Raw genomic sequence first — 20,124 nt, forward strand, 5'->3', positions numbered from 1 at the left:
GCCTTCGGCGTTCTCGTCACCGCGCCGCGCGCGAGGCCGCGAAGTCGGCCGCCGTCCAGGCCATCCCGACGGCCCCGTCGACGATCGCCCGCTCCGCCGCCGGCGACACCGCCGCCGCGACGAACTCCGGCTCGTGGGGCCCGCACGCCCCGTCCGTGATGTCCAGCACCGGATGGATCGACGGCACCACGTGCGAGACGTTGCCCATGTCCGTGCACGCGAACGCGTCCCGCTGCTGGGGCTCGGGGCGGCCCAGCGCACGGGCGTTGGCCTGCCACAGGGCGATGAGGGCGGGGTCCGTGCGGAAGTCGAGGTAGTCGGGCTCGGGGCGGGTGAGCGTCACCTCGCAGCCGGTGGCCAGCGCGCCGGCCCGGAAGCAGGCCTCGACGCGCTCGCGCAGCTCGCGCAGGTCCTCGGCGGCCGAGGCGCGGATCTCGTACTCGGCGGTGGCCCGGTCGGGGATCAGGTTGGGGGCCGTGCCCGCGCTCGTGGTCACGCCGTGCACCTTCCAGTGCGGCGGCAACTGCTGGCGCAGCAGCCCCAGGGCCACCTGGGCGACCGTCAGGGCGTCGGCGGCGTTGCGGCCCTCGTGTGCGTTGAGGCTCGGATGGGCGGACCTGCCCCGGTACTCCACCGAGAGCGTGCCGAGCGCGAACGAGCGGAACTCGGCGACCTCGAACGGGCAGGGGTGCACCATCATCGCGGCGTCGACGCCCTCGAAGGCCCCGGCCTCCAGCAGCAGCGCCTTGCCGGCCCCGCGCTCCTCGGCCGGGGTGCCCAGGACCCGTACGGTCAGGCCGAGTTCGTCGGCGTGCGGAGCCAGCGCGAGGGCCGCGCCGACGCCGGCGGCGGCTATCAGATTGTGGCCGCAGGCGTGGCCGAGGCCGGGCAGCGCGTCGTACTCGCAGGCGATGGCCACGGTGACGGGCCCGGAGCCGGCGGTCGCGACGAAGGCGGTCTCGAGGCCGTGGGCGGGGGCGGTGACCGAGAAGCCGTGGTCGCGCAGGACTTCGGCGCACCAGGCCGCCGCCCGGTGCTCGGTGAACGCCGTCTCGGGGTGCCCGTGGATGCGGCGGCTGAGTGCGAGGAGGTCCTCGCGGTGGGCGGAAACGCGCTCCCGCATGGCTGGTTTGAGGCCTTCGGCCACGGTCATGTCCGGCTCCAGTGTCTTCGGTGTTCGATGCTGCTCACGCGATGCGGGGGCCGCTCTCACAAGCGATCAAAAAATAGCTTAGGCTTACCTAAGCTGACGCACCGGGGGGTCCGGTGTGACCAGGAACGTTTGCCATATATCGGGAGTCCCCACGCATGCGTCACCACCAGGCCGAGAACGCCGCCGAACTGCCGCTGCTCGCCGCGCAGTCCGGCATTCTGTACGCCCAGGCTCTCGCCCCCGGCAACCCGGTCTACAACACCGGTGACTGCGTGGAGATCAACGGACCCCTGGACGAGGAGCTGTTCGAACGCGCCCTGCGGCAGACGGTCCAGGAGGCCGAGACGCTGGCGCTCGTGGCCACCGCGGGCGACGGCGACCCCGCCCAGCGCGTCGAGCCCGGCGGCGTCCCCGCCCTGCGGCGGCTCGACCTGCGCACCGCGCAGCGGCCCGACGAGGAGGCCGAGGCCTGGATGCACGCCGACCTCGACCGGCCCGTCGACCTCACCGAGGGCCCCCTGGTCACCCAGGCCCTCATCCGCCTCGCCGACGACCGCTACTGGTGGTACCAGCGCGTCCACCACTTCGCCGTCGACGCCTACGCGCTGACCCTCATCGGCCGCCGCCTGGCCGAGACCTACACCGCCCTGGCCACCGGGGCGGAACCCTCCGGGAACCCCTTCGGCACCCTGCGCGAGCTGGTCGAGGACGAGGCCGACTACACGGCCGGGGAACGGCACGCCGCCGACCGCGACTTCTGGCGCGAGCGGTTCGCCGACCGGCCCGAGCCCGTCTCCCTGTCCGACCGCCCGGCCTCCGCCCCGGGAGCCGTCCTGCGGCACGGCGGCGAACTGCCCGCCGGCTCCCTGACCCGCCTCGAGTCCGCCGCCCGCGCCGCCAAGGCCACCTGGGCCGAGCTCCTCATCGCCGCCACCGCCGGCTATGTGCACCGCATGACCGGCGCCCGGGACGTCGTCCTCGGCCTGCCGCTGATGAACCGCCGCGGCCCCGCCGCCCTGCGCACCCCCGCCATGATGGTCAACGTCATGCCGCTGCGCATCGCCGTGGCCCCCCAGGACACCGGCGCCGAACTCCTGCGCCGCGTCGTCCTCGAGGTCCGCGCCGTGCGCCGCCACCAGCGCTACCGGCAGGAGGACCTGCGCCGCGACCTGGGCCTGACCTCCCCCGAGCAGCCGCTGTTCGGGCCGATGGTCAACATCAAGGCGTTCGAGGGCGACCTCGCCTTCGGCGACGTGCCCGGCGTGGTCCGCAACCTCTCCGCCGGCCCCGTCGACGACCTCGCCGTCGCCGTCGTCCCCGCCCCCGACGGCTCCGTACGCCTCGGCCTGGACGCCAACCCCACGCGCTACGACGCCCCCTCGCTCACCGCCCACGAGCGCGGCCTGCGCCGCTACCTCGACGGCCTGACCGAGCTGCTCCTGGACGACGCCCAGCGGCCCGTCGGCACCATCGACCTGCTCGACGCCGAGGAGATCCACCGCGCCACGGCGGGCCGCACCGAGCCGGCCGTCGAGAAGACCCTGCCCGAGCTCTTCGCCGGGCAGGCCGCCCGCACCCCCGCCGCCGTCGCCGTCCGCAGCGGTGCCGTCTCGCTCACGTTCGCCGAACTGGAGTGCGCCGCCAACCGCCTCGCCCACGAACTGCGGGACCGAGGCGTGACGGCGGGCACCGCCGTCGCCCTGGCCCTGCCCCGCAGCGCGGACACCGTCGTCGCCCTGCTCGCCGTCCTCAAGGCGGGCGGCGTCTGCCAGCCGCTCGACCTCGGCCACCCCGCCCAGCGCATCACCGACGTCCTCGACGACACCCGCCCCGGCTGCCTCGTCGGCACCGCCGACGCCGTGCGCGGCCTGCCGGAGCACGGCATCCCCGTCCTGCTCCTCGACGACCCGGAGACCCGCGCCCGCCTCGACGCCCGGCCCGGCACGGCCCCCGCCGCCCCGGCGCTCCGTCAGCCCGCCTACGTCATCCACACCTCCGGCTCCACCGGCCGCCCCAAGGGCGTCCTCGTCACCCACGCCTCCCTCGCCAACCTGCACGCCGGACACGGCACCGACCACATCGCCCCGGCGGTGGAGCGCACCGGTAGAGAGAGACTGCGGATCGCGCACAGCGCCTCGTTCGCCTTCGACGCCTCCTGGGACCCCCTGATCTGGATGGTCCACGGCCACGAGCTGCACCTCCTGGACGACGCCGCCTACCGCGACCCGGCCGTGCTGACCGCCTACGTCGCCGAACACCGCGTCGACTACCTCGACGCCACCCCCTCCTACGTCGAGGCCCTCGTCGCCGAAGGCCTCCTCGACGAGGACCGCCACCACCCCGCCCTGGTCGTCGTCGGTGGCGAGACCGTCCCCGAGCCGCTGTGGCGCCGCCTGGCGGGCACCGCCGGACTGAACCCCATCAACCTCTACGGCCCCACCGAGACCACCGTCGACGCCTACTACTGGCTGCCCGGCCCCGACGGGGACGGCACGGCCACCGGCCGCCCCGTGCGCGGCTCACGGGCGTACGTCCTCGACACCTCCCTGCGCCCGGCCCCCGTCGGCGTCACCGGCGAGCTGTACATCGCCGGAGCCTGCCTGGCCGCGGGCTATCTGAACCGGCCCGACCTGACCGCCGAGCGCTTCACCGCCGACCCCTTCGGCGCCCTGCACGGCGAGCCCGGCGCGCGGATGTACCGCACCGGCGACCTCGTGCGCCGCCGGGCCGACGGCACCCTGGAGTTCCTCGGCCGCGCCGACGACCAGGTCAAGATCCGCGGCTTCCGCATCGAACTCGGCGAGATCCAGGCCGTGCTGGCCGGGCACCCGGCTGTCGCCCAGGCGGCCGTGATCGCCCGGGACACCGCCACGGGCAAGCGCCTGCTGGGCTACGCCGTGCCCGCCGAGGGCGCGACCACCGGCCCCGAGGCGCTGCGCGCCCACCTCGCCGAGCGGCTGCCCGGTCACATGGTGCCCACCGCCATCACCCTCCTCGACGCCCTGCCCCGCACCGCCAACGACAAGCTCGACGTCCGCGCCCTGCCCGACCCGGAGACCACGGCTCCCACCGGCACCACCGGCCACAGCGGCCACAGCGGCCCCCGCACCCCGCACGAGGAGATCCTCCGCGGCCTCTTCGCCGCCACGCTCGGCCTGGACGAGGCCCCCGCCCCGCACGCCGACCTCTTCGACCTCGGCGGCCACTCGCTGACCGCCGGGCGCCTCGCCGCCCGCATGCGCGAGACCTTCGGCACGCCCGTCAGCCTCGCCGACGTCTTCCGCAACCCCACCCCCGCCGCCCTCGCCGCACTCCTGCGCGAGGCACCCGCCGCCGACGGCGAGGACCGGCCCGCGCTCGTGCCCGTCCCCCGCACGGACCGGATGCCGCTCTCCCCGGCGCAGAAGCGGCTGTGGTTCATGCACCGCCTCGAAGGACCCAGCCCCACCTACAACATCCCCCTCGTCCTGACCCTCACCGGACCGCTCGACCACGACGCGCTGCAGCTCGCCCTGAACGACCTGACGCACGCCCACGAGACACTCAGGACCGTGTACCCGGCCACTGACAACGAGCCCCACCAGCGGATCCTCACCGCGGACGAGGCGAGTCCGCGCCTGCACACCGCCCCCGCGGACGCCGGCCTCACCGAGGCCGTACGCCACTGCTTCGACCTCGCCGCCGAACCCCCGCTGCGCGCCACGCTCTTCACTGACGGCGGCGAGCACCACACCCTGCTCCTCCTGCTGCACCACATCGCCGGGGACGGCGCCTCCACCACCCCGCTCGCCCGCGACCTGGCCGCGGCCTATGCCGCCCGTGCCGCCGGCCGGGCTCCCGAACTCCGCCGCCGGACCGTCCAGTACGCCGACCACACCGCCTGGCAGCAGCGGCTCTTCGGCACCGCCGATGCGCCCACCCCGCTCGCCGCCCGGCAGCTGGACCACTGGAAGCGGGCCCTGGCCGGCCTCCCCGACCAGCTCGAACTGCCCACCGACCGGCCGCGCCCCGCCGTCGCGTCCTACGAGGGCGACACCGTCCCCTTCCACCTCGACGCCACGGCGCACGCCGCGCTGGAACGGCTCGCCCGCACCACCGGCACCAGCGTCTTCATGGCCGTCCAGGCCGCCCTCGCCGCCCTGCTCACCCGCTACGGCTGCGGCACCGACATCCCCCTCGGCACCCCCGTCGCCGGGCGCGACGACGACACGACCGCCGACCTCGTCGGCTTCTTCGTCAACACCCTCGTCCTGCGCACCGACACCTCCGGCGCCCCCACCTTCCGCACCCTCCTCGACCGCGTCCGCGCCACCACGATCGCCGCGTACGAACACGCCGACGTGCCCTTCGACCGGCTCGTCGAGGAGCTCAACCCGCCGCGCTCGCTCGCCCGGCACCCCCTCTTCCAGGTGATGCTCGCCTGGCAGTCGGTGCCCGACGCCGCGTTCGCCATGGGCGAGGGCCTGACCGCCCGCATGGGCGCCGTGCCGTCCGGCACCGCCAAGTTCGACCTCACCCTCAACGCGGGCGAACAGCCCGGCGGCGGCATATCCGGCTTCCTCGAGTACCGCACGGACCTCTTCGACGCCGGCACGGCGGAACGTCTCTCCGCCCACCTGACCCGCCTGCTCACCGCGGCGGCCGCCGACCCGGACAGCCCCGTCGGCCAACTGCCCCTGCTCGACGACGAGGAGCTCCACCGCTCCGTGGTCGCGTGGAACGCCGGCACCACCACGCCCACGCCCTCCAAGCAGACCCTCGTCGAGCTGTACGAGGACGCGGCCCGCCGGCACCCCGGCCGCACGGCCGTGACCTGCGAAGGGGTCTCGCTCACCTACGCCGGACTGTCCGCCCGCGCCAACCGCCTGGCCCGGCTGCTGGCCGCGCGCGGCATCGGGCCCGGGTCGATCGTGGCCCTGGCGCTGCCCCGCTCTCCGGAGCTCGTCGTGGGCCTGCTGGCGGTGGCGAAGGCCGGCGCGGCCTACCTGCCGATGGACCCGGACTACCCGGCCGACCGCCTGGCCTACATGCTCCAGGACGCCGCCCCCGCCGCCGTCGTCACCGACACCGCGACCGCCGCGCGCATCCCCGCGCACGACCTTCCGGTCGTCCTCGTCGACGGCACCGAGGCCGACGCGTACGCGCCCACGGACCTGACCGACGACGACCGCACCCGCGCCCAGCGCCCCGGCGACGTCGCGTACGTCATCTACACCTCCGGCTCCACCGGCCGCCCCAAGGGCGTCCCCGTCACCCACCACAACGTCGCCCGTCTCTTCTCCGCCACCGACCACTGGTTCGGCTTCGACGAGAACGACGTGTGGACGCTGTTCCACTCCTACGCCTTCGACTTCTCGGTGTGGGAGATGTGGGGCGCGCTGCTGCACGGCGGCCGCCTCGTGGTCGTGCCCCACCTGGTCAGCCGCGATCCGGCGGCGTTCCTGCGCCTGCTGGAAGAGGAGCGCGTGACCGTCCTCAACCAGACGCCGTCCGCGTTCTACCAGCTCATGGCCGCCGACAAGGACCGGCCCGGCACCGAACTCGCCCTGCGCTACGTCGTCTTCGGCGGCGAGGCGCTCGAGCTCGGCCGCCTCGACGACTGGTACGAGCGCCATGCCGACGACGCGCCCACGCTCGTCAACATGTACGGCATCACCGAGACCACCGTCCACGTCTCGTACATCGCCCTCGACCGCGCGAGCGCCGCCGCCGGCACCTCCAGCACCATCGGCGTCAACATCCCCGACCTGCGCGTCTACGTCCTGGACGCGTACCTCCAGCCCGTACCGCCCGGTGTCACCGGCGAGATGTACGTCGCGGGCGAGGGCCTGGCCCGCGGCTACCTGGGACGCCACGCGCTGACGGCGGAACGATTCGTCGCCGACCCCTTCGCCCACCTCTTCGGCGAGCGCGGCAGCCGCATGTACCGCTCCGGCGACCTCGCCCGCCGCCGCCCCGACGGCACCCTCGAGTACTTCGGGCGCGCCGACCACCAGGTGAAGATCCGCGGCTTCCGCATCGAGCTCGGCGAGATCGAGGCGGTCCTCGCCGACCACCCCGACGTCGCCGACGCGGCCGTCGTCGTCCGCGAGGACACCCCCGGCGACAAGCGCCTCGTCGCCTACGCCGTCCCGGCCCGCGACACCGACCCGGCCGTGCTGCGCGAGCACACCAGGGGCGAGCTCCCCCTCCACATGGTGCCGTCTGCCGTCGTCCTGCTGGACCGGCTGCCGCTGACCGCCAACGGCAAGCTCGACCGCAAGGCGCTCCCCGCACCGGACCTGGCCGGGGCCGTCACGGAGGGCCGCGCCCCGCGCGGCCCCCGCGAGGAACAGCTCTGCGCGATCTTCGCCGACGTCCTGGGCCTGCCCCGGGTCGGCGTGGACGACAACTTCTTCGACCTCGGCGGCCACTCGCTGCTCGCCGTGCGCCTCGCCGGCCGCGTCAAGGCGGCGCTCGGCGCCGACGTCGGCATCGGCACCGTCTTCCAGGCCCCGACCCCGGCCGCCCTCGACGCCGCCCTCGACGCGGCGGAGCGCACGGACGCCCTCGACGTCCTGCTGCCGCTGCGCCCGGCGAACGACGGGGACAAGGCACCGCTGTACTGCGTCCACCCCGCCGGCGGACTCAGCTGGTGCTACGCCGGACTCATCCGCCACCTGCCCGCCGACGTGCCGATCTACGGCCTCCAGGCGCAGGGCGTCGGCCCCGCGACCGCGGACGAACCGCTGCCGAAGACCCTCGAGGAGCTGGCCGCGCACTACGTCGACCGGCTGCGCGATGTCCAGCCGCAGGGCCCGTACCGCCTCATGGGCTGGTCCACCGGCGGCATCATCGCCCAGGCCATGGCCACCCGCCTGCAGGACCTCGGCGCCGGGGTCGAGCTGCTCGCCATCCTCGACGCCTACCCCGCCGAGGGCTTCCGCGAGCTGCCCGTGCCCGACCAGGCCGAGGCCCTCGAGGCCCTCCTCGCCATGGGCGGCTACGGGCCGGACAGCCTCGAGGGCAAGCCCTTCGAACTCGCCCACGTCACCGAGGTGCTGCGCCGCGAGGGCTCCCCGCTGGCCAGCCTCGACGACGCCACCATCGAGGCCCTCAACCGCACCTACCTCAACACCAACCACCTGGTGCGCGCCTTCGACCACCGCGTCTTCGACGGCGACGTGCTCTTCTTCCGGGCCACCGTCGACACCATCGACGACGAACTCACCCCCGAGACCTGGACCCCCTATGTGACCGGGCGCATCGACAACACGGACGTCGCCTGCTCGCACAAGGACATGACCCTGCCCGAACCGATCGCGCACATCGCGAGCGTCATCGCCGACCGACTGCAGAACCTGGAGAACTGACCCCATGAGCGACGCACCCGCCAACCCCTTCGACGGCGACGGGGAGTTCCTCGTGCTCGTCAACGCCGAGGGGCAGCACAGCCTCTGGCCGGGCTTCGCCGCGGTGCCCGAGGGCTGGACGGCCGCCCACGGGCCCTGTGCCCGGCAGCCGGCCCTCGACTGGATCACCGAGCACTGGACCGACCTGACCCCGGCCTCCGCCCAGTGACCCGGCTCTCCCCGCGCATCGCCGTCGTGATCGTGTACACGACGGCGATGTGCATGAACGGTCTCGACTCCACCATCGTCAACCCGGCGCTGCTCACCATTGCCCGGGACTTCGGCGAACCGGTCTCGGCCGCCAACACCGTCGAGGTGGCCTTCCTCGTCGCGCTCGCCGTCGCCCTGCCCGTCGCGGGCTGGCTCGGCGACCGCTTCGGCACCAAGAAGGTCTTCCTGGGCGCGCTCGCCGTCTTCACCGCGGCCTCGGCGGTCTGCGGCCTGGCCCAGGACCTCCCGACCCTGGTCCTGGCCCGCGTCGTGCAGGGCATCGCGGGCGGCCTCCTCACGCCCGTGGGGATGACGCTGCTCTTCCGGGCCTTTCCGCCGCACGAGCGGATGAAGCTGTCCAAGGTGCTCATCGTGCCGACCGCGCTGATGCCGGCGCTCGGCCCGCCGCTCGGCGGCTTCCTGACCGAGCACCTGTCCTGGCACTGGCTGTTCTTCGTGAACGTGCCGCTCGGCGCGGCCGCCGTGCTGATCGGCGTGCTGGGGCTGGGGGAGCACAAGGAGGAGCCCGAGGGCTTCGACCTGAGGGGCTTCCTGCTGGCGACCCCCGCGCTGGGGCTGCTCACCTACGCGCTGGGCTTCGGCCCCACCCACGGCTGGACCGCGCCCTCGGTCCTGGTCGCCGGCCCGCTCGGGCTCGTCCTGCTGGCCGCCGGGTGCGTGCACCTGCTGCGGGCGGGGACGCCGCTGCTTCAGCTGCGGCTGCTCGCCGACAAGGTGTTCGCGTCCGCCACCGTGCTCGCGCTGGTCACCTCGGCGGGCCTGATGGGCGTCCTCTTCGCCTTCCCGCTGCTCTACCAGGCGGCCCTCGGCGCCTCGGCCCTGGACGCGGGCCTGAGCGTCTTCCCGGAGGCGCTCGGCCTGATGCTGGCCTCCCAGGTGGCCGACCGGCTGATGCCCCGGCTCGGCCCCCGGTGGCTCGCCGTGCCCGCCCTGGTGCTGGCGACGGCCGTCTTCGGCGCGCTGGCCGTGCCGGGCGTGGCCGAGAACGCCTGGGCGGTACGGGTGCTGATGTTCTGCGTGGGTTTGGTGCTCGGCACGGCCGTGCTCACGGTGCAGATCGCCGGCTTCTCGGACGTTCCGCCGCCGGCCATGGGCCAGGCCATGGCCCTGTTCACCATCGTGCGCACCCTCGGCGGCGCGCTCGGCATCGCGGTCACCGCCGCGGTGATCTCCGCCTGGGGCGGCTCCGGCACGCACGATGCGGACCCGGGCCCGTACCGGGCCGCCATCGCGATCACCGCGGGCCTCGTCGCCCTCGGCACGCTGTGCGCGCTGCGGATGCCCAAGGAGGCCCCCGGCCCGCCGCCCTTCGACGACGAGCCGCAGAGCGGGGAGCTGCCGGCCGCGGCGTGAGGGGCGTAGCTCGCCCTACGACAGAGGTCCCGTACCGTCGGTACGGGACCTCTGTGCATGGGGCCTCGGTGTTACCGCCGCCCCAGCAGTCCCACGAGCCCGTCGGCGAGCCCGCCGCGCCAGCAGGCGTAGTCGTGGCCGCCGTTGAACTCCCTGTACGTCACCTCGTAGCCGCGAGCCTCCAGCACATTGCGCAGGTGCCGGTTCTGGGGGAGCAGCATCCACTCCTGCAGGCCCACCTCCAGATGGAAGCGGACCGGCAGTCTTTCGCGCGTCGCGTACTGCCGGGTCAGCCACTCGCTGCCGCCGTCGAACTCGGTCCCGTCCGGCCACCAGAAGGAACCCGACTGGGACAGGGCGTTCCCGAACCGCTCCGGCCTGCGGAAGGCGGCGAAGGCCGCCGTCAGACCGCCCGCGCTCTGCCCGGCCACGACGGTGCGCGCCGGGTCGTCCGTCGCCCCGTACGCGCGGGCGGCCCACGGCAGCAGCACGTCCGCCAGCCAGTCGACGAACTCCTCGCTGCAGCTGAGGTCGGCCATGCGCCGGTCGCGGCCCATGGTCTCGACGAACAGGGTCACCGTCGGCGGTATGCGGCCGTCGGCGTGCAGGTTGTCCAGGGTCGCGCCGAAGTCCAGCACGGGGCCCCACATCTCGCCGTCCAGCAGGACGGCGACGGCGTACGGGCCGCCGTCGGCGGTGTGCCCGGCGGGCAGGTGGACGCCCACGGCCCGGCCGTCGACCACACGGTCGAACCACTCCCCGCGCAGCACGGACTCCCGGCGGGAGACCCACTCCTGCGCGGGCGCGTCGGGGAGCTCCATCACGGAGGACGGGTTGCGGCCGTCACGGGCCGCGAGAGCGGGGCCCGCGGCGAGCGGGTCGGGCAGGGCGCCGTCCAGCACGCCCAGCCAGGACCGGCGGTCGGTGCGCAGGGCCTCCTCGCGGGAGCCGCGGTGCACGGAGAACTGGTACGAGGCCCGGTGATCGGCCCGCAGCCGGTGGCTGATGGCCCACACGTCGGTGCCGGGCACCTTGGCCATCAGGTGCGGGGCGAGGTCACGGGCGTGCCGGTCCTTGTCGGTGACCGTGTGCACGAGGGCGAGGACGTCGGTGGCGGGGGCGGCGGGGTCGTCGCGCCAGAGGAAGGTGACGAGGCGGTACGCCGGGTCGGCGTCGGGCTCGACGAGGGGGGTGCCGGTGCGTTGGGCGTGCGCCCAGAAGTCGTCGACGGCGCCGGCCTTTTCGGCCTGGACGGCCTCGGCGAGCGTGCGGAGCGTCGGGCTGTGCAGCTCCATGGCTGCTTCCTTTCGGTGACAGGTGTCCGAGGTGGGAGGAGAGAGCCCCGGTTCGGGAAGGGGCGGGGTGGGGAAGGACCGCCGGAGGCGCTACACCCGCGCCGCCGCCGACCGCCCCAGCAGCACCCACAGCAGGAACGGTCCGCCAAGAACGGTCGTCACGATGCCCACCGGCACCTCCACCCCGTCGAAGACGACCCGCCCGATCGTGTCGGCGAGCACGATCAGAACCGCACCCGTCAGCATCGACCCCAGCACCGGCACCCGCAGCGGTCCCGCCAGCCGACCCGCGATGACCGGCGAGGCGAGGGCGACGAAGCCCACCGGCCCGCAGATGCCGACCGCGAGGCCCGCGAGGCCCACGGCCAGCAGCAGGCACACCATGCGCACCCGCCCCGGGGCGACGCCCAGCGAGGAGGCCGTGGAGTCGTCGAAGCGCAGCACGTTGAGCTGCCGGGCGACGACGAGGGCGAGCGGCACGAGCACGGCGAGGCCGATGAGGACGGGGACGGCCACGGAGTAGTCGCGCCCGTTGAGGCTGCCGGAGGTCCACACGTACAGCGAGCTGGCGGAGTTGAGGGAGCGGCGGGCGAGCACGACCTGGGTGACGGCCGAGGCGAGCGCCGACATGGCCAGGCCCACCACGAGGACGCGGTAGCCGCGCTGCCCCAGGCCGCCGGAGACGGTGGTGACGACGAGGACGGCGACCAGCGCGCCGATCGGCCCGGCCCACCAGGCGCCGAAGGTGCCGGTGAGGGTGGTGGAAACCAGGACGGCGGCGGTGGCGCCGTCGTTGACGCCCAGCAGTTCGGGGGTGGCGAGCCGGTTGCGGGCCAGGGTCTGGGTGAGGCAGCCGGCGAGTCCGAGGGCGGCGCCCGCGGTGAGTCCGGCGACGATCCGGCCGAGCCGGAACTTCTGCACCAGCAGCACGTCGAAGCGGTCGCCGGAGCCGAGGACGGCGTTGAACGTACGGACCAGGCCCATGTCGCTCTGGCCGGCGTAGGCGGACAGGACCACCGCGCACACGAGCAGGGCGGCCAGCGCCAGCGCGGCGAGCGCGGCCCGGCGCGGCACCAGCAGGGAGATGCCGCCGCTCCGCAGGAGCAGGCTCTCGGAGGGCTCCTTCGCTCCGCGCGGGCGGAGCGGAAGGCGGGGGAGGAGCTTGCGGGCCGGCCGTCCGCCCTCTTCGGTGGCGGGGTCGGTCATGCCCATCGCGCCCATCCGCCGGGAACGGACGATGCCGATGAGGACGGGGGCGCCGATGAGGGCGATGATGACGGAGACCGGCGCCTCGAAGGGCCGGGAGACGACCCGGGCCAGGACGTCGGCGCCGGTCAGCACGCCCGCGCCGATGAGCCCGGCGAGGGCGATCTGGGCGGTGAGGCGGGGGCCGGTGACGGCCCGGGCCGCGAATCCCGCGAGCAGGCCCAGGAAGGAGATGGGGCCGACGAGGGCGACGGCGGAGGCGGTGAGCAGGGTGACCGCCAGCGCGACGACCACGCGGATGGCGGACGGGCGGTGGCCCAGGCCCCGGGCGAGGTCGTCGCCGAGGGCGAGCGCGGACAGCGGCCGGGCGATGAGGAGGGCGACGACGAAGCCCACGGCGAGGACGGGGAGCAGGCTCGTCAGCTTGCCGAAGCCCTCGACGCCGGCGAGCGAGCCCAGCACCCAGAAGCGGAAGCGGTCGTAGGTCTCGGCGGAGTTGACGATGATGACGCTGGTGATGCCGCCGAAGGTGGCGCCCAGGGCGGAGCCGGCCAGGACCAGCCGCATCGGCGAACCACCGCCCCGGCGGCCCGCGATGAACAGCACGAGCGCGCTGGCGGCGACGGCGCCACCGAAGGCCCACAGCAGGTGCCCGTAGCCGCTCTGGACGCCGAGGAAGGCGATGCCGACGACGACGCCGAGCGAGGCGCCCGCGTTGACGCCGAGCAGGCCCGTCTCGGCGAGGGGGTTGCGGGTGACGGCCTGCAGGAGGCTGCCGGAGGTGCCCAGCGCCGCGCCGACGAGCAGGGCGGTGAGGGTGCGCGGTATGCGCAGGTCCCCGACGACGAGGGAGAGCCGGGAGTTGTCGCGGGCCCCGTTCCGGCCGAGGAGGTAGTCGAGCACGTCGCCGGGCCCCACCTCGCCCGCGCCGACGGACAGGGACAGCGCGGCGAGCACGAGGACCGCCGCCAGCAGGGAGGCGGAGGCGATCAGGAGGGTCCGGCGGCCGTGCGGAGCGTCCGGAAGTGCCTGGTCATCAACGGCTTCCGCCTCGGGATCCACGTGCGACAAAGTCATAAGGTAAGGCTAGCCTAATGATATTTAAGGCCCGGAACGCCGGGAGGGTCCGGGCCGCCCCGAGGTGCCCGCCTTCGGGTCCGCCCGGAGGGCACCCGCATGCGAATGCGGACATGTGGTCATAAGGTGGGCGTGCATCCGCAGTCATCCCTCGTCGAGGAGAGACGCATGTCCAGCCATACGCTCAAGGACAAGGTCGTCGTCATCGGGGGCGCCTCGAGGAACCTCGGCGGCCTCATCGCGAGGGAAGTGGCCGGGGACGGGGCCCACGTCGTCGTCCACTACAACTCCCCGCACTCCAGGGAGGGCGCGGAGAAGACCGCCGAGGCGGTGAAGGCCGCGGGCGGAGAGGCGGTCGTCCACGAGGCCGACCTGACGAAGGTCGCCGAGGTCGAGGGGCTGTTCGAGGTGGCGGTGGCGGCCTTCGGCAAGGTCGACTGCATGGTGAACACGGCCGGCATGGTCATCAAGAAGCCGATGACCGAGGTCACCGAGGAGGAGTACGACAGGATGTTCGCCGTCAACTCCAAGGCGGCGTACTTCATGATGCAGGAGGCGGCCCGGCGGGTGGAGGACGGCGGGAAGATCGTCACCGTCGTGACCTCGCTGCTGGCCGCCTACACCGGCCTGTACTCCGTCTACGCGGGCAGCAAGGCCCCCGTCGAGCACTTCACCCGGGCCCTGTCCAAGGAACTGTTCGGCCGCAACATCTCCGTCAACAGTGTCGCCCCCGGCCCCATGGACACCCCGTTCTTCTACCCGGCCGAGACCGACGACTCCATCGCGTACCACAAGTCCTCGGCGATGAACGGCGAGCTGACGAAGATCGAGGACATCGTGCCGCTGGTGAAGTTCCTGCTCACCGACGGCTGGTGGATCAACGGGCAGACCCTCTTCGCCAACGGCGGCTACACCACCCGCTGAACGCCCCGCACGGGACCGGCGGCCCCGGTCGGTCCGCCGGCCCTACGAGGCGACCTGCTCGGCCCGCGGGAACTCCGGGCGGGGAAACTCCTGGCGCGGAGGGCGGACCGGGGCCCGCGGGCCCGTTTCCCCCTCGGTGTTCTCCGCGTTCTCCGCGCCCTCGGCGGCGAAGAGGCGCACCACGGGCGGTATGAGGTAGCGCGGATCCCCGGGCCGCCGCTCGTCGAGCACCTCGACGAGGTGGCCGTCCAGCAGATCGCCGATGAGCCGGTGCGCGCGGGCGATGCTGCAGCCGAGCACCACGGCGGCGCCGCGCAGACTGAAGCCCGGGGCCCGGGCCTGCGCCAGCCGGTGCAGCGCCCACCGCGCCCCGTCGTCCAGCACGCCGAACGCCGCCGCGACGGCGGCCCGTACGGTCAGGTCCCCCGAGCTCAGCTCCCGCAGCCGGGTCCGGGGGTCGTCGAGCACCTCGTCGATCAGGGTGCGCATCGTCCAGTGCGGGCGGGCGAGCAGCCGGCAGCCGATCACCCGCAGGGCGAGCGGGAGATGACCGCACAGCTCCGCCACCAGCGCGGCGTCGGAGCGCGCCGCCCGGACGCGTTCCTCGCCGAGCATCCTCGCCAGGAAGGCCAGCGACTCCTCCGGGCCGAAGGCGCCGACCGTGACGGACTCGGCCCCGGCCCCGGCCAGCGCGGAGAGCCGGCGGCGGCAGGTCGCGATCACGGCGGACTCCCCGACGGCCGGGTGGGCGCAGCGGATCTGCCCCTCCGCGACCGCGTCGTCCAGCAGCACGAGCACCCTCCTGCGGGCCAGCACGGTACGCAGCCGGGCGCTCGCCTCCTCCAGGGAGCCGATCCCCTCGTCCAGGGCCCCGAGCGACTGGAGGATTCTGCGGACGACCTCCGCCGGCCGGAGCGCCGGGCGTCCGGCGGGGGACAGCTGGACGTAGAGCTGGCCGTCGGGGAATCGGGAGCGCGCGCGGTGGGCGGCGTGCACCGCCAGGGCCGTCTTGCCCGCCCCCGGGTGGCCGGCGACCAGCGTCAGCCGGCGTTCGGGCCGCCGGGGCCCGCCGGGCCGGGCGTCGCCCGGGGCCAGTGTTTCGGCGATCCGGCGCAGTTCGGCTTCCCGTGCCGTGAAGTCGACGGTGTCCGGCGGTAGTTCGCAGGCGAGGCGGTGGTCGGCCGGCCCGGTCCCGTGGTGGGCGTCCCGCGCCCGTTCGTACGCCGCCGGAGCGGAGGCGAGGTCCGGCCCGAGCCGGGCCGCCCTGGCCGCTTCGACGAGCCGCCGGGTGGCGTCGTCGCCCTGGGCGAGCGCCTCGGTGAGCAGCTCCACGGACTTGCGCTGCGGCCTGCTGGTCCGGCCGCGCTCGAGGTCGCTGATGGCGCGCACGCTCAGCCCCGACGCCTCGGCGAGTTCCTCCTGGGTCATGCCCGCCGCCAGCCGATAGCGGCGCAGCAGCAGGCCGAACGAAAGCCACTGATCCCCGTCAAGCAACTTTACTCCCCCTTGGCCATTTCCTGCCGGTTCCGGAACCGGCTTCGATTGACCTACGGGCTCCCCCCCCGTACATGGCTTCACCAGGGTATGGCCATTGCTCGGGCCGTCAAGGAGGCCCCCACCGCGCCGTTTATCGTACTTTCAAAACCCTTGCTGGTGAACTTTCTTGAGCCTACGGGTGAAAACTCCTGATTTTCCAGTGGCATTCGCAGGGTGCTGTTCTGTGTCCGCACCGGAGGGGAAGATCGCCGAATCGTCTCCGACCGGCGATTTCACGGAACTTCCGGGCCGCCGGCCGGAGGTTCACCGGAGGCCGGCCGGCGGTCTGCCCACGGGCGGTGGCGAAGGGATTGCGGCGCGCCGCGGGGCGGACCCAGGATGCCCCGGAGGCGGTCACCGACCCGCCGTGCCCTTTCGTGTACCGGGAAGGTGGCCGATGAAGCGCGATCTCGTGGTCCGGGTGGTGGAATTCGAGCGGCAGCTCGAGGAGATTCCGCGCCGCTGTTCCCAGGAAAGCGGGCACGCCGCGGCCGACCGCGAACTCAACGCGTATCTCACCGAGCCCGCCGACCTCAATACCCCCGAGGGATTCCGGGAATTCTTCGCCGCCGGCGCCATGCGCCGCGTCCACGCCCGGCGCGCCGGGGCGCCCGCGCTCCCGGAGGCGAGTGACACATGATCAGTCCGCCCGCCGGCACCCTCCCGCACGGCACCGAGCATGTCCCGGGCCGGCGTTGAGCCCGGGCCGCGGTACGCCAAGGGCTACTGCGGCGGCAACGGCTTCGTCATCCTCCTCGACCCCGACAACCGCGTCCCGCTGACCGAGGCCGCCGCGCGCGCCCTGTGCGCGCCCCACACCGGGCTGGGCGGCGACGGCGTACTGCGGCTCGTGCGCACCGCCCGGGCCGGGGTGCCCGGGCTCACCCGCAGCGAGTGGTTCATGGACTGCCGCGACCCCGACGGCTCCCGGGCCCTGACGTGCGGCCCCGGCCTCGGCCTCGTCGCCCGCTACCTGACGCGGGCGGGCCTGGCCCCGCCCGGCCGGATGTGGATCGGCACGCGCGTGGGCGACAAGCGCGCGGCCGTCGACCCCGACGGCCGGGCGACGATGGAACTGCTGCCCCCGCGCGTCCTCGGCCCGTCCTCGGCCACCGTCGACGGGCGGACCCTGCCCGGCACCGCCGTCTCCCTGGGCAACCTCCACTTGGTCTGCCTGCTCGAGACGCCCGTGCACTACGTGGACCTGACCCGGGACCTGCGCCTGGACATCGCCGCCTTCCCCCGCACCACCGGCGTCATCGTGCCGGACGTCGACCTCTCGTTGGTCAACGTGCTGCCCGACGGCAGCCTGCGGGTGCGCGTCCACCAGCCGGGGGCCGGGGACCGGCGCTCGTGCGGCACCGCCGTGTGCGCGGCCGCCGCGGCCGTCCAGCACACGGCGGGGGAGTGGGGGACCACCGTCGTCGAGAGCGACTCCGGACCGCTGTCGGTGACGGTGGATCCCCACGCGCCGACGCTGCTGTCGGGCGCGGCAGGCATCGCGGCCGAGGGCGTCCTGGACGCGGGCTGGCTGGCCGGGCTGTGATCCTCGCCGGGGACGGGCGGGCCCGGGGCGCCCGGGCATGGCGTGAAAGGCGGGTGGACATGAGCGGGCGGGGTGCCCAGGGTCGTAGCGGACCCACCACATCCAGCGAGGGGAAGTCATGCGCCCGCGTTCCAGACCGTGGACCGTTCTCGCACTCGCCCTGCTCGTGGCCGCGACGGTGACGTCGTCGGCCCTCCCGCTCGCGGCCGGCGGCCACCCGGCGTCCGCCGCCGCGCCCGCCGGCCGCGACGGCGGCGGCCCGCCCCGGCCCGAGGCCCGTGACGTGGTGCTCGCCGTGCACGGCGGCGCGGGCACGGCCCTGCGGCGCGAGGACACCGACGCCCGCACCGAGAAGGCCTACCGCGACGGCCTCGCCGACGCCCTGCGCGCCGGGCAGCGGGTGCTGCGCCGGGGCGGCGACAGCGTGGCCGCCGTGGAGGCGGCCGTCCGCGTCCTGGAGGACAACCCGCTGTTCAACGCGGGCAAGGGCGCCGTCTTCAACGAGGACGCCGGCCACGAGCTCGACGCGTCCGTCATGCGCGGCTCGGACCAGGCGGCCGGCGCCGTCGCCGGGGTGCGGCACGTGCGCAACCCCGTCTCCGCCGCCCGCCTGGTGATGGAGCGGACCCGGCACGTCCTGCTCGCGGGCGAGGCGGCCGACGCCTTCGCGGCCCGCGCCGGCCTGGTGCCCGTGACGCAGGACTACTTCTGGACACAGAAGCGGTGGGACGAGCTCATGAAGGCCAAGCAGGCGGGGCCGGCCGCCGCCGCCCGCGACGAGAGCGTCACCGGCACCGTGGGAGCCGTGGCCGTCGACGCCCGGCGCGGCCTCGCCGCCGCCACCTCCACCGGCGGCACGACCGGCAAGATGGCGGGCCGCGTCGGCGACTCGCCCCTCGTGGGCGCGGGCACCTACGCCAGGAACGGCGTCGTCGCCGCGAGCGCCACCGGCCAGGGCGAGGTCTTCATCCGGGGCGCGGCGGCGGCGACCGTCTCCCACCTCGTCGAATTCGGCGGCAGGGACGTGGCGTCGGCGGCGTACGAGGTCGTGGTCGAGCGGCTGCCGAAGCTGGGCGGCAAGGGCGGGATCATCGCGCTGGACGACCACGGGACGTACGCGGCCCCGCACAGCAGCGAGGGCATGCTGCACGGCTATGCGACGAAGGACGGCGACATCGTCACCAGGATCTTCCCCGACGAGTGACGCCGGTCACGATCAACCCGCCCAACTCCCCTGCCACCAGCGCGAATGCGTGCCGGGAAAGCCTGGCTTGACGACGTTGCACTGGAGTCACGCCGGGGGGTGCGCCGAGGGTGGGGACCATGAATTCCACCGACACGCATTCCTCCGCCCGTGACGACGGCCAGGACGCCCGTGACGTCCTGGCCGTCGTCAGCCAGAGCGGCCCCACCGTCACCTTCTTCGACGCCGTCACCCACCGGCGGCTCGGCGTCCTCGACGTGCCCGCCGAGCCCCACGAGTTGTGCTACGACCCGGACCGCCGCCTGCTCTACTGCGTCAGCACCTACGTCTCCGGCTACTACCACGCACACCAGGGACGGGCCCGGCAGATCACCGTCATCGACCCCGACACCCGCACGGTCGTCGACACCCTCGACACCGCCCCGGACCACGCCCCCCACGGCATCGTCCTGGACCGCGCCCGCGCCCGGCTGTACGTCAGCGTCGAGGCCACCGACACCGCCCCCGGCGGAGTGATCGTCTACGACGCGCGGACCCGCGAGCGGCTGGCCAGGATCCCGGTCATGGCCGACGGCCCGCACTGGTTCGCGATCACCCCCGACGGACGCCGGGGCTACTCCACCAACAAGGAGGCGCCCTTCGTGTCCGTCGTGGACCTCGAGCGCGACGCGTTCGACGGCCGGATCGAGGTGCCGGGCAGCGAGGGGCTCGACGTCTCGCCCGACGGCCGCTACGTCTACGTCGCATCCCCCAAGGGCGACTTCGCCGCTCCCCTGGCCGCCCCGCCCGGGCTGCGCGTGATCGAGGTCGCCACGGGCGAGGTCGTACGCACCCTGCCCACCGAGGGCATGGTCTTCCCCGTGCACACCACCGCCACCGGCGCGGTCCTCGCGGGCGAGCTGCGGATGGCCCGCGAACCGGGCGGCGCGCTCGGCGCGCAGACCGACGGCGTGCTGACCGTGTTCGCGCCCGGCACCCACGAGGTCATCGGCCAAGTGGAGGTGGGGCGGTTCCCGCTGACGATCACCTCTTCGCCTGACGGCGGAACGGGTTACGTGGCGAACGTCCTGTCCGGAACGGTGACGGTCGTGGACCTGGAGCGCATGAGCGTGCTCGCCACCCTCGAGGTCGACCGGGCGGGCGAAGCCGGTGCGCACGGACTGGCCTACATCCCCGCGGCCCGTCACTGACGGGCCGGAGCCGGGTGC

Annotated in this window: 12 protein-coding genes; 8 read left to right on the forward strand and 4 right to left on the reverse strand. The window is 74.2% G+C overall.

Annotated elements, in window-relative coordinates; translation table 11 throughout:
* Positions 1–16 precede the first annotated feature (16 nt).
* Positions 17–1,153, reverse strand: coding sequence for a M20 family metallopeptidase (locus IE295_RS04550; RefSeq protein WP_190062087.1), 1,137 nt, complete (start codon positions 1,151–1,153; stop codon positions 17–19).
* Positions 1,154–1,308: 155 nt separating this feature from the next.
* Here IE295_RS04550 and IE295_RS04555 point away from each other — a divergent pair, with 155 nt between their 5' ends.
* Genes IE295_RS04555 through IE295_RS04565 form a run of 3 tightly spaced genes read left to right on the forward strand, consistent with a single transcriptional unit; the run spans position 1,309 to position 10,128 of the window.
* A complete protein-coding gene (locus IE295_RS04555) occupies positions 1,309–8,505 on the forward strand; it encodes a non-ribosomal peptide synthetase (protein WP_190062088.1) in 7,197 nt (2,398 codons plus the stop codon).
* A 4-nt stretch (positions 8,506–8,509) separates the two neighbouring features.
* Complete coding sequence (locus tag IE295_RS04560; protein WP_190062089.1) at positions 8,510–8,713, forward strand: MbtH family protein; 204 nt, start codon at positions 8,510–8,512, stop codon at positions 8,711–8,713.
* The gene (locus IE295_RS04565; RefSeq protein WP_224323378.1) at positions 8,710–10,128 is read left to right on the forward strand and encodes an MDR family MFS transporter; all 1,419 of its coding nucleotides are present in this window, start codon (positions 8,710–8,712) and stop codon (positions 10,126–10,128) included. Before IE295_RS04560 ends, IE295_RS04565 begins: the two co-directional genes overlap by 4 nt.
* 71 nt (positions 10,129–10,199) lie before the next feature.
* Here IE295_RS04565 and fes read toward each other — a convergent pair whose 3' ends face one another.
* Both fes and fhuB read right to left on the reverse strand, forming a co-directional pair.
* Positions 10,200–11,423 (reverse strand): enterochelin esterase, encoded by a 1,224-nt coding sequence (fes, locus tag IE295_RS04570; protein WP_190062090.1) that lies wholly within the window; start codon positions 11,421–11,423, stop codon positions 10,200–10,202.
* A 90-nt stretch (positions 11,424–11,513) separates the two neighbouring features.
* Positions 11,514–13,706, reverse strand: coding sequence for a Fe(3+)-hydroxamate ABC transporter permease FhuB (gene fhuB, locus IE295_RS04575; RefSeq protein ID WP_190062091.1), 2,193 nt, complete (start codon positions 13,704–13,706; stop codon positions 11,514–11,516).
* 168 nt (positions 13,707–13,874) lie between these two features.
* Here fhuB and IE295_RS04580 point away from each other — a divergent pair, with 168 nt between their 5' ends.
* Positions 13,875–14,630: an SDR family oxidoreductase gene (locus IE295_RS04580; protein WP_190062092.1), complete on the forward strand. Its 756-nt coding sequence runs from the start codon at positions 13,875–13,877 to the stop codon at positions 14,628–14,630.
* A gap of 42 nt (positions 14,631–14,672) precedes the next feature.
* Here IE295_RS04580 and IE295_RS04585 read toward each other — a convergent pair whose 3' ends face one another.
* Positions 14,673–16,124: an XRE family transcriptional regulator gene (locus IE295_RS04585; protein WP_190062093.1), complete on the reverse strand. Its 1,452-nt coding sequence runs from the start codon at positions 16,122–16,124 to the stop codon at positions 14,673–14,675.
* A 439-nt stretch (positions 16,125–16,563) separates the two neighbouring features.
* Here IE295_RS04585 and IE295_RS04590 point away from each other — a divergent pair, with 439 nt between their 5' ends.
* The 4 genes from IE295_RS04590 (at position 16,564) to IE295_RS04605 (ending at position 20,106) form a co-directional block, all read left to right on the forward strand.
* Complete coding sequence (locus IE295_RS04590) at positions 16,564–16,806, forward strand: SchA/CurD-like domain-containing protein (protein ID WP_190062094.1); 243 nt, start codon at positions 16,564–16,566, stop codon at positions 16,804–16,806.
* A 39-nt stretch (positions 16,807–16,845) separates the two neighbouring features.
* On the forward strand, positions 16,846–17,712 hold the full coding sequence (locus IE295_RS04595; RefSeq protein ID WP_190062095.1) for a diaminopimelate epimerase: 867 nt from the start codon (positions 16,846–16,848) through the stop codon (positions 17,710–17,712).
* A gap of 118 nt (positions 17,713–17,830) precedes the next feature.
* Entirely contained in the window at positions 17,831–18,916 is a 1,086-nt protein-coding gene (locus tag IE295_RS04600; protein ID WP_190062096.1) for an isoaspartyl peptidase/L-asparaginase family protein, read from the forward strand.
* A 119-nt stretch (positions 18,917–19,035) separates the two neighbouring features.
* On the forward strand, positions 19,036–20,106 hold the full coding sequence (locus tag IE295_RS04605) for a beta-propeller fold lactonase family protein (protein WP_190062097.1): 1,071 nt from the start codon (positions 19,036–19,038) through the stop codon (positions 20,104–20,106).
* The last annotated feature ends 18 nt before the right edge of the window (positions 20,107–20,124 follow it).

The organism is Streptomyces griseocarneus, from assembly GCF_014655595.1.
GTDB lineage: Bacteria > Actinomycetota > Actinomycetes > Streptomycetales > Streptomycetaceae > Streptomyces > Streptomyces griseocarneus.

Coding starts and splice junctions, on each gene's coding strand:
- IE295_RS04580 (WP_190062092.1), top strand. CDS start 13,875: ATGTCCAGCCATACGCTCAAGGACAAGGTCGTCGTCATCGGGGGCGCC.
- IE295_RS04600 (WP_190062096.1), top strand. CDS start 17,831: ATGCGCCCGCGTTCCAGACCGTGGACCGTTCTCGCACTCGCCCTGCTC.
- fhuB (WP_190062091.1), bottom strand. CDS start 13,706: ATGACTTTGTCGCACGTGGATCCCGAGGCGGAAGCCGTTGATGACCAG.
- IE295_RS04550 (WP_190062087.1), bottom strand. CDS start 1,153: ATGACCGTGGCCGAAGGCCTCAAACCAGCCATGCGGGAGCGCGTTTCC.
- IE295_RS04590 (WP_190062094.1), top strand. CDS start 16,564: ATGAAGCGCGATCTCGTGGTCCGGGTGGTGGAATTCGAGCGGCAGCTC.
- fes (WP_190062090.1), bottom strand. CDS start 11,423: ATGGAGCTGCACAGCCCGACGCTCCGCACGCTCGCCGAGGCCGTCCAG.
- IE295_RS04605 (WP_190062097.1), top strand. CDS start 19,036: ATGAATTCCACCGACACGCATTCCTCCGCCCGTGACGACGGCCAGGAC.
- IE295_RS04595 (WP_190062095.1), top strand. CDS start 16,846: ATGTCCCGGGCCGGCGTTGAGCCCGGGCCGCGGTACGCCAAGGGCTAC.
- IE295_RS04555 (WP_190062088.1), top strand. CDS start 1,309: ATGCGTCACCACCAGGCCGAGAACGCCGCCGAACTGCCGCTGCTCGCC.
- IE295_RS04560 (WP_190062089.1), top strand. CDS start 8,510: ATGAGCGACGCACCCGCCAACCCCTTCGACGGCGACGGGGAGTTCCTC.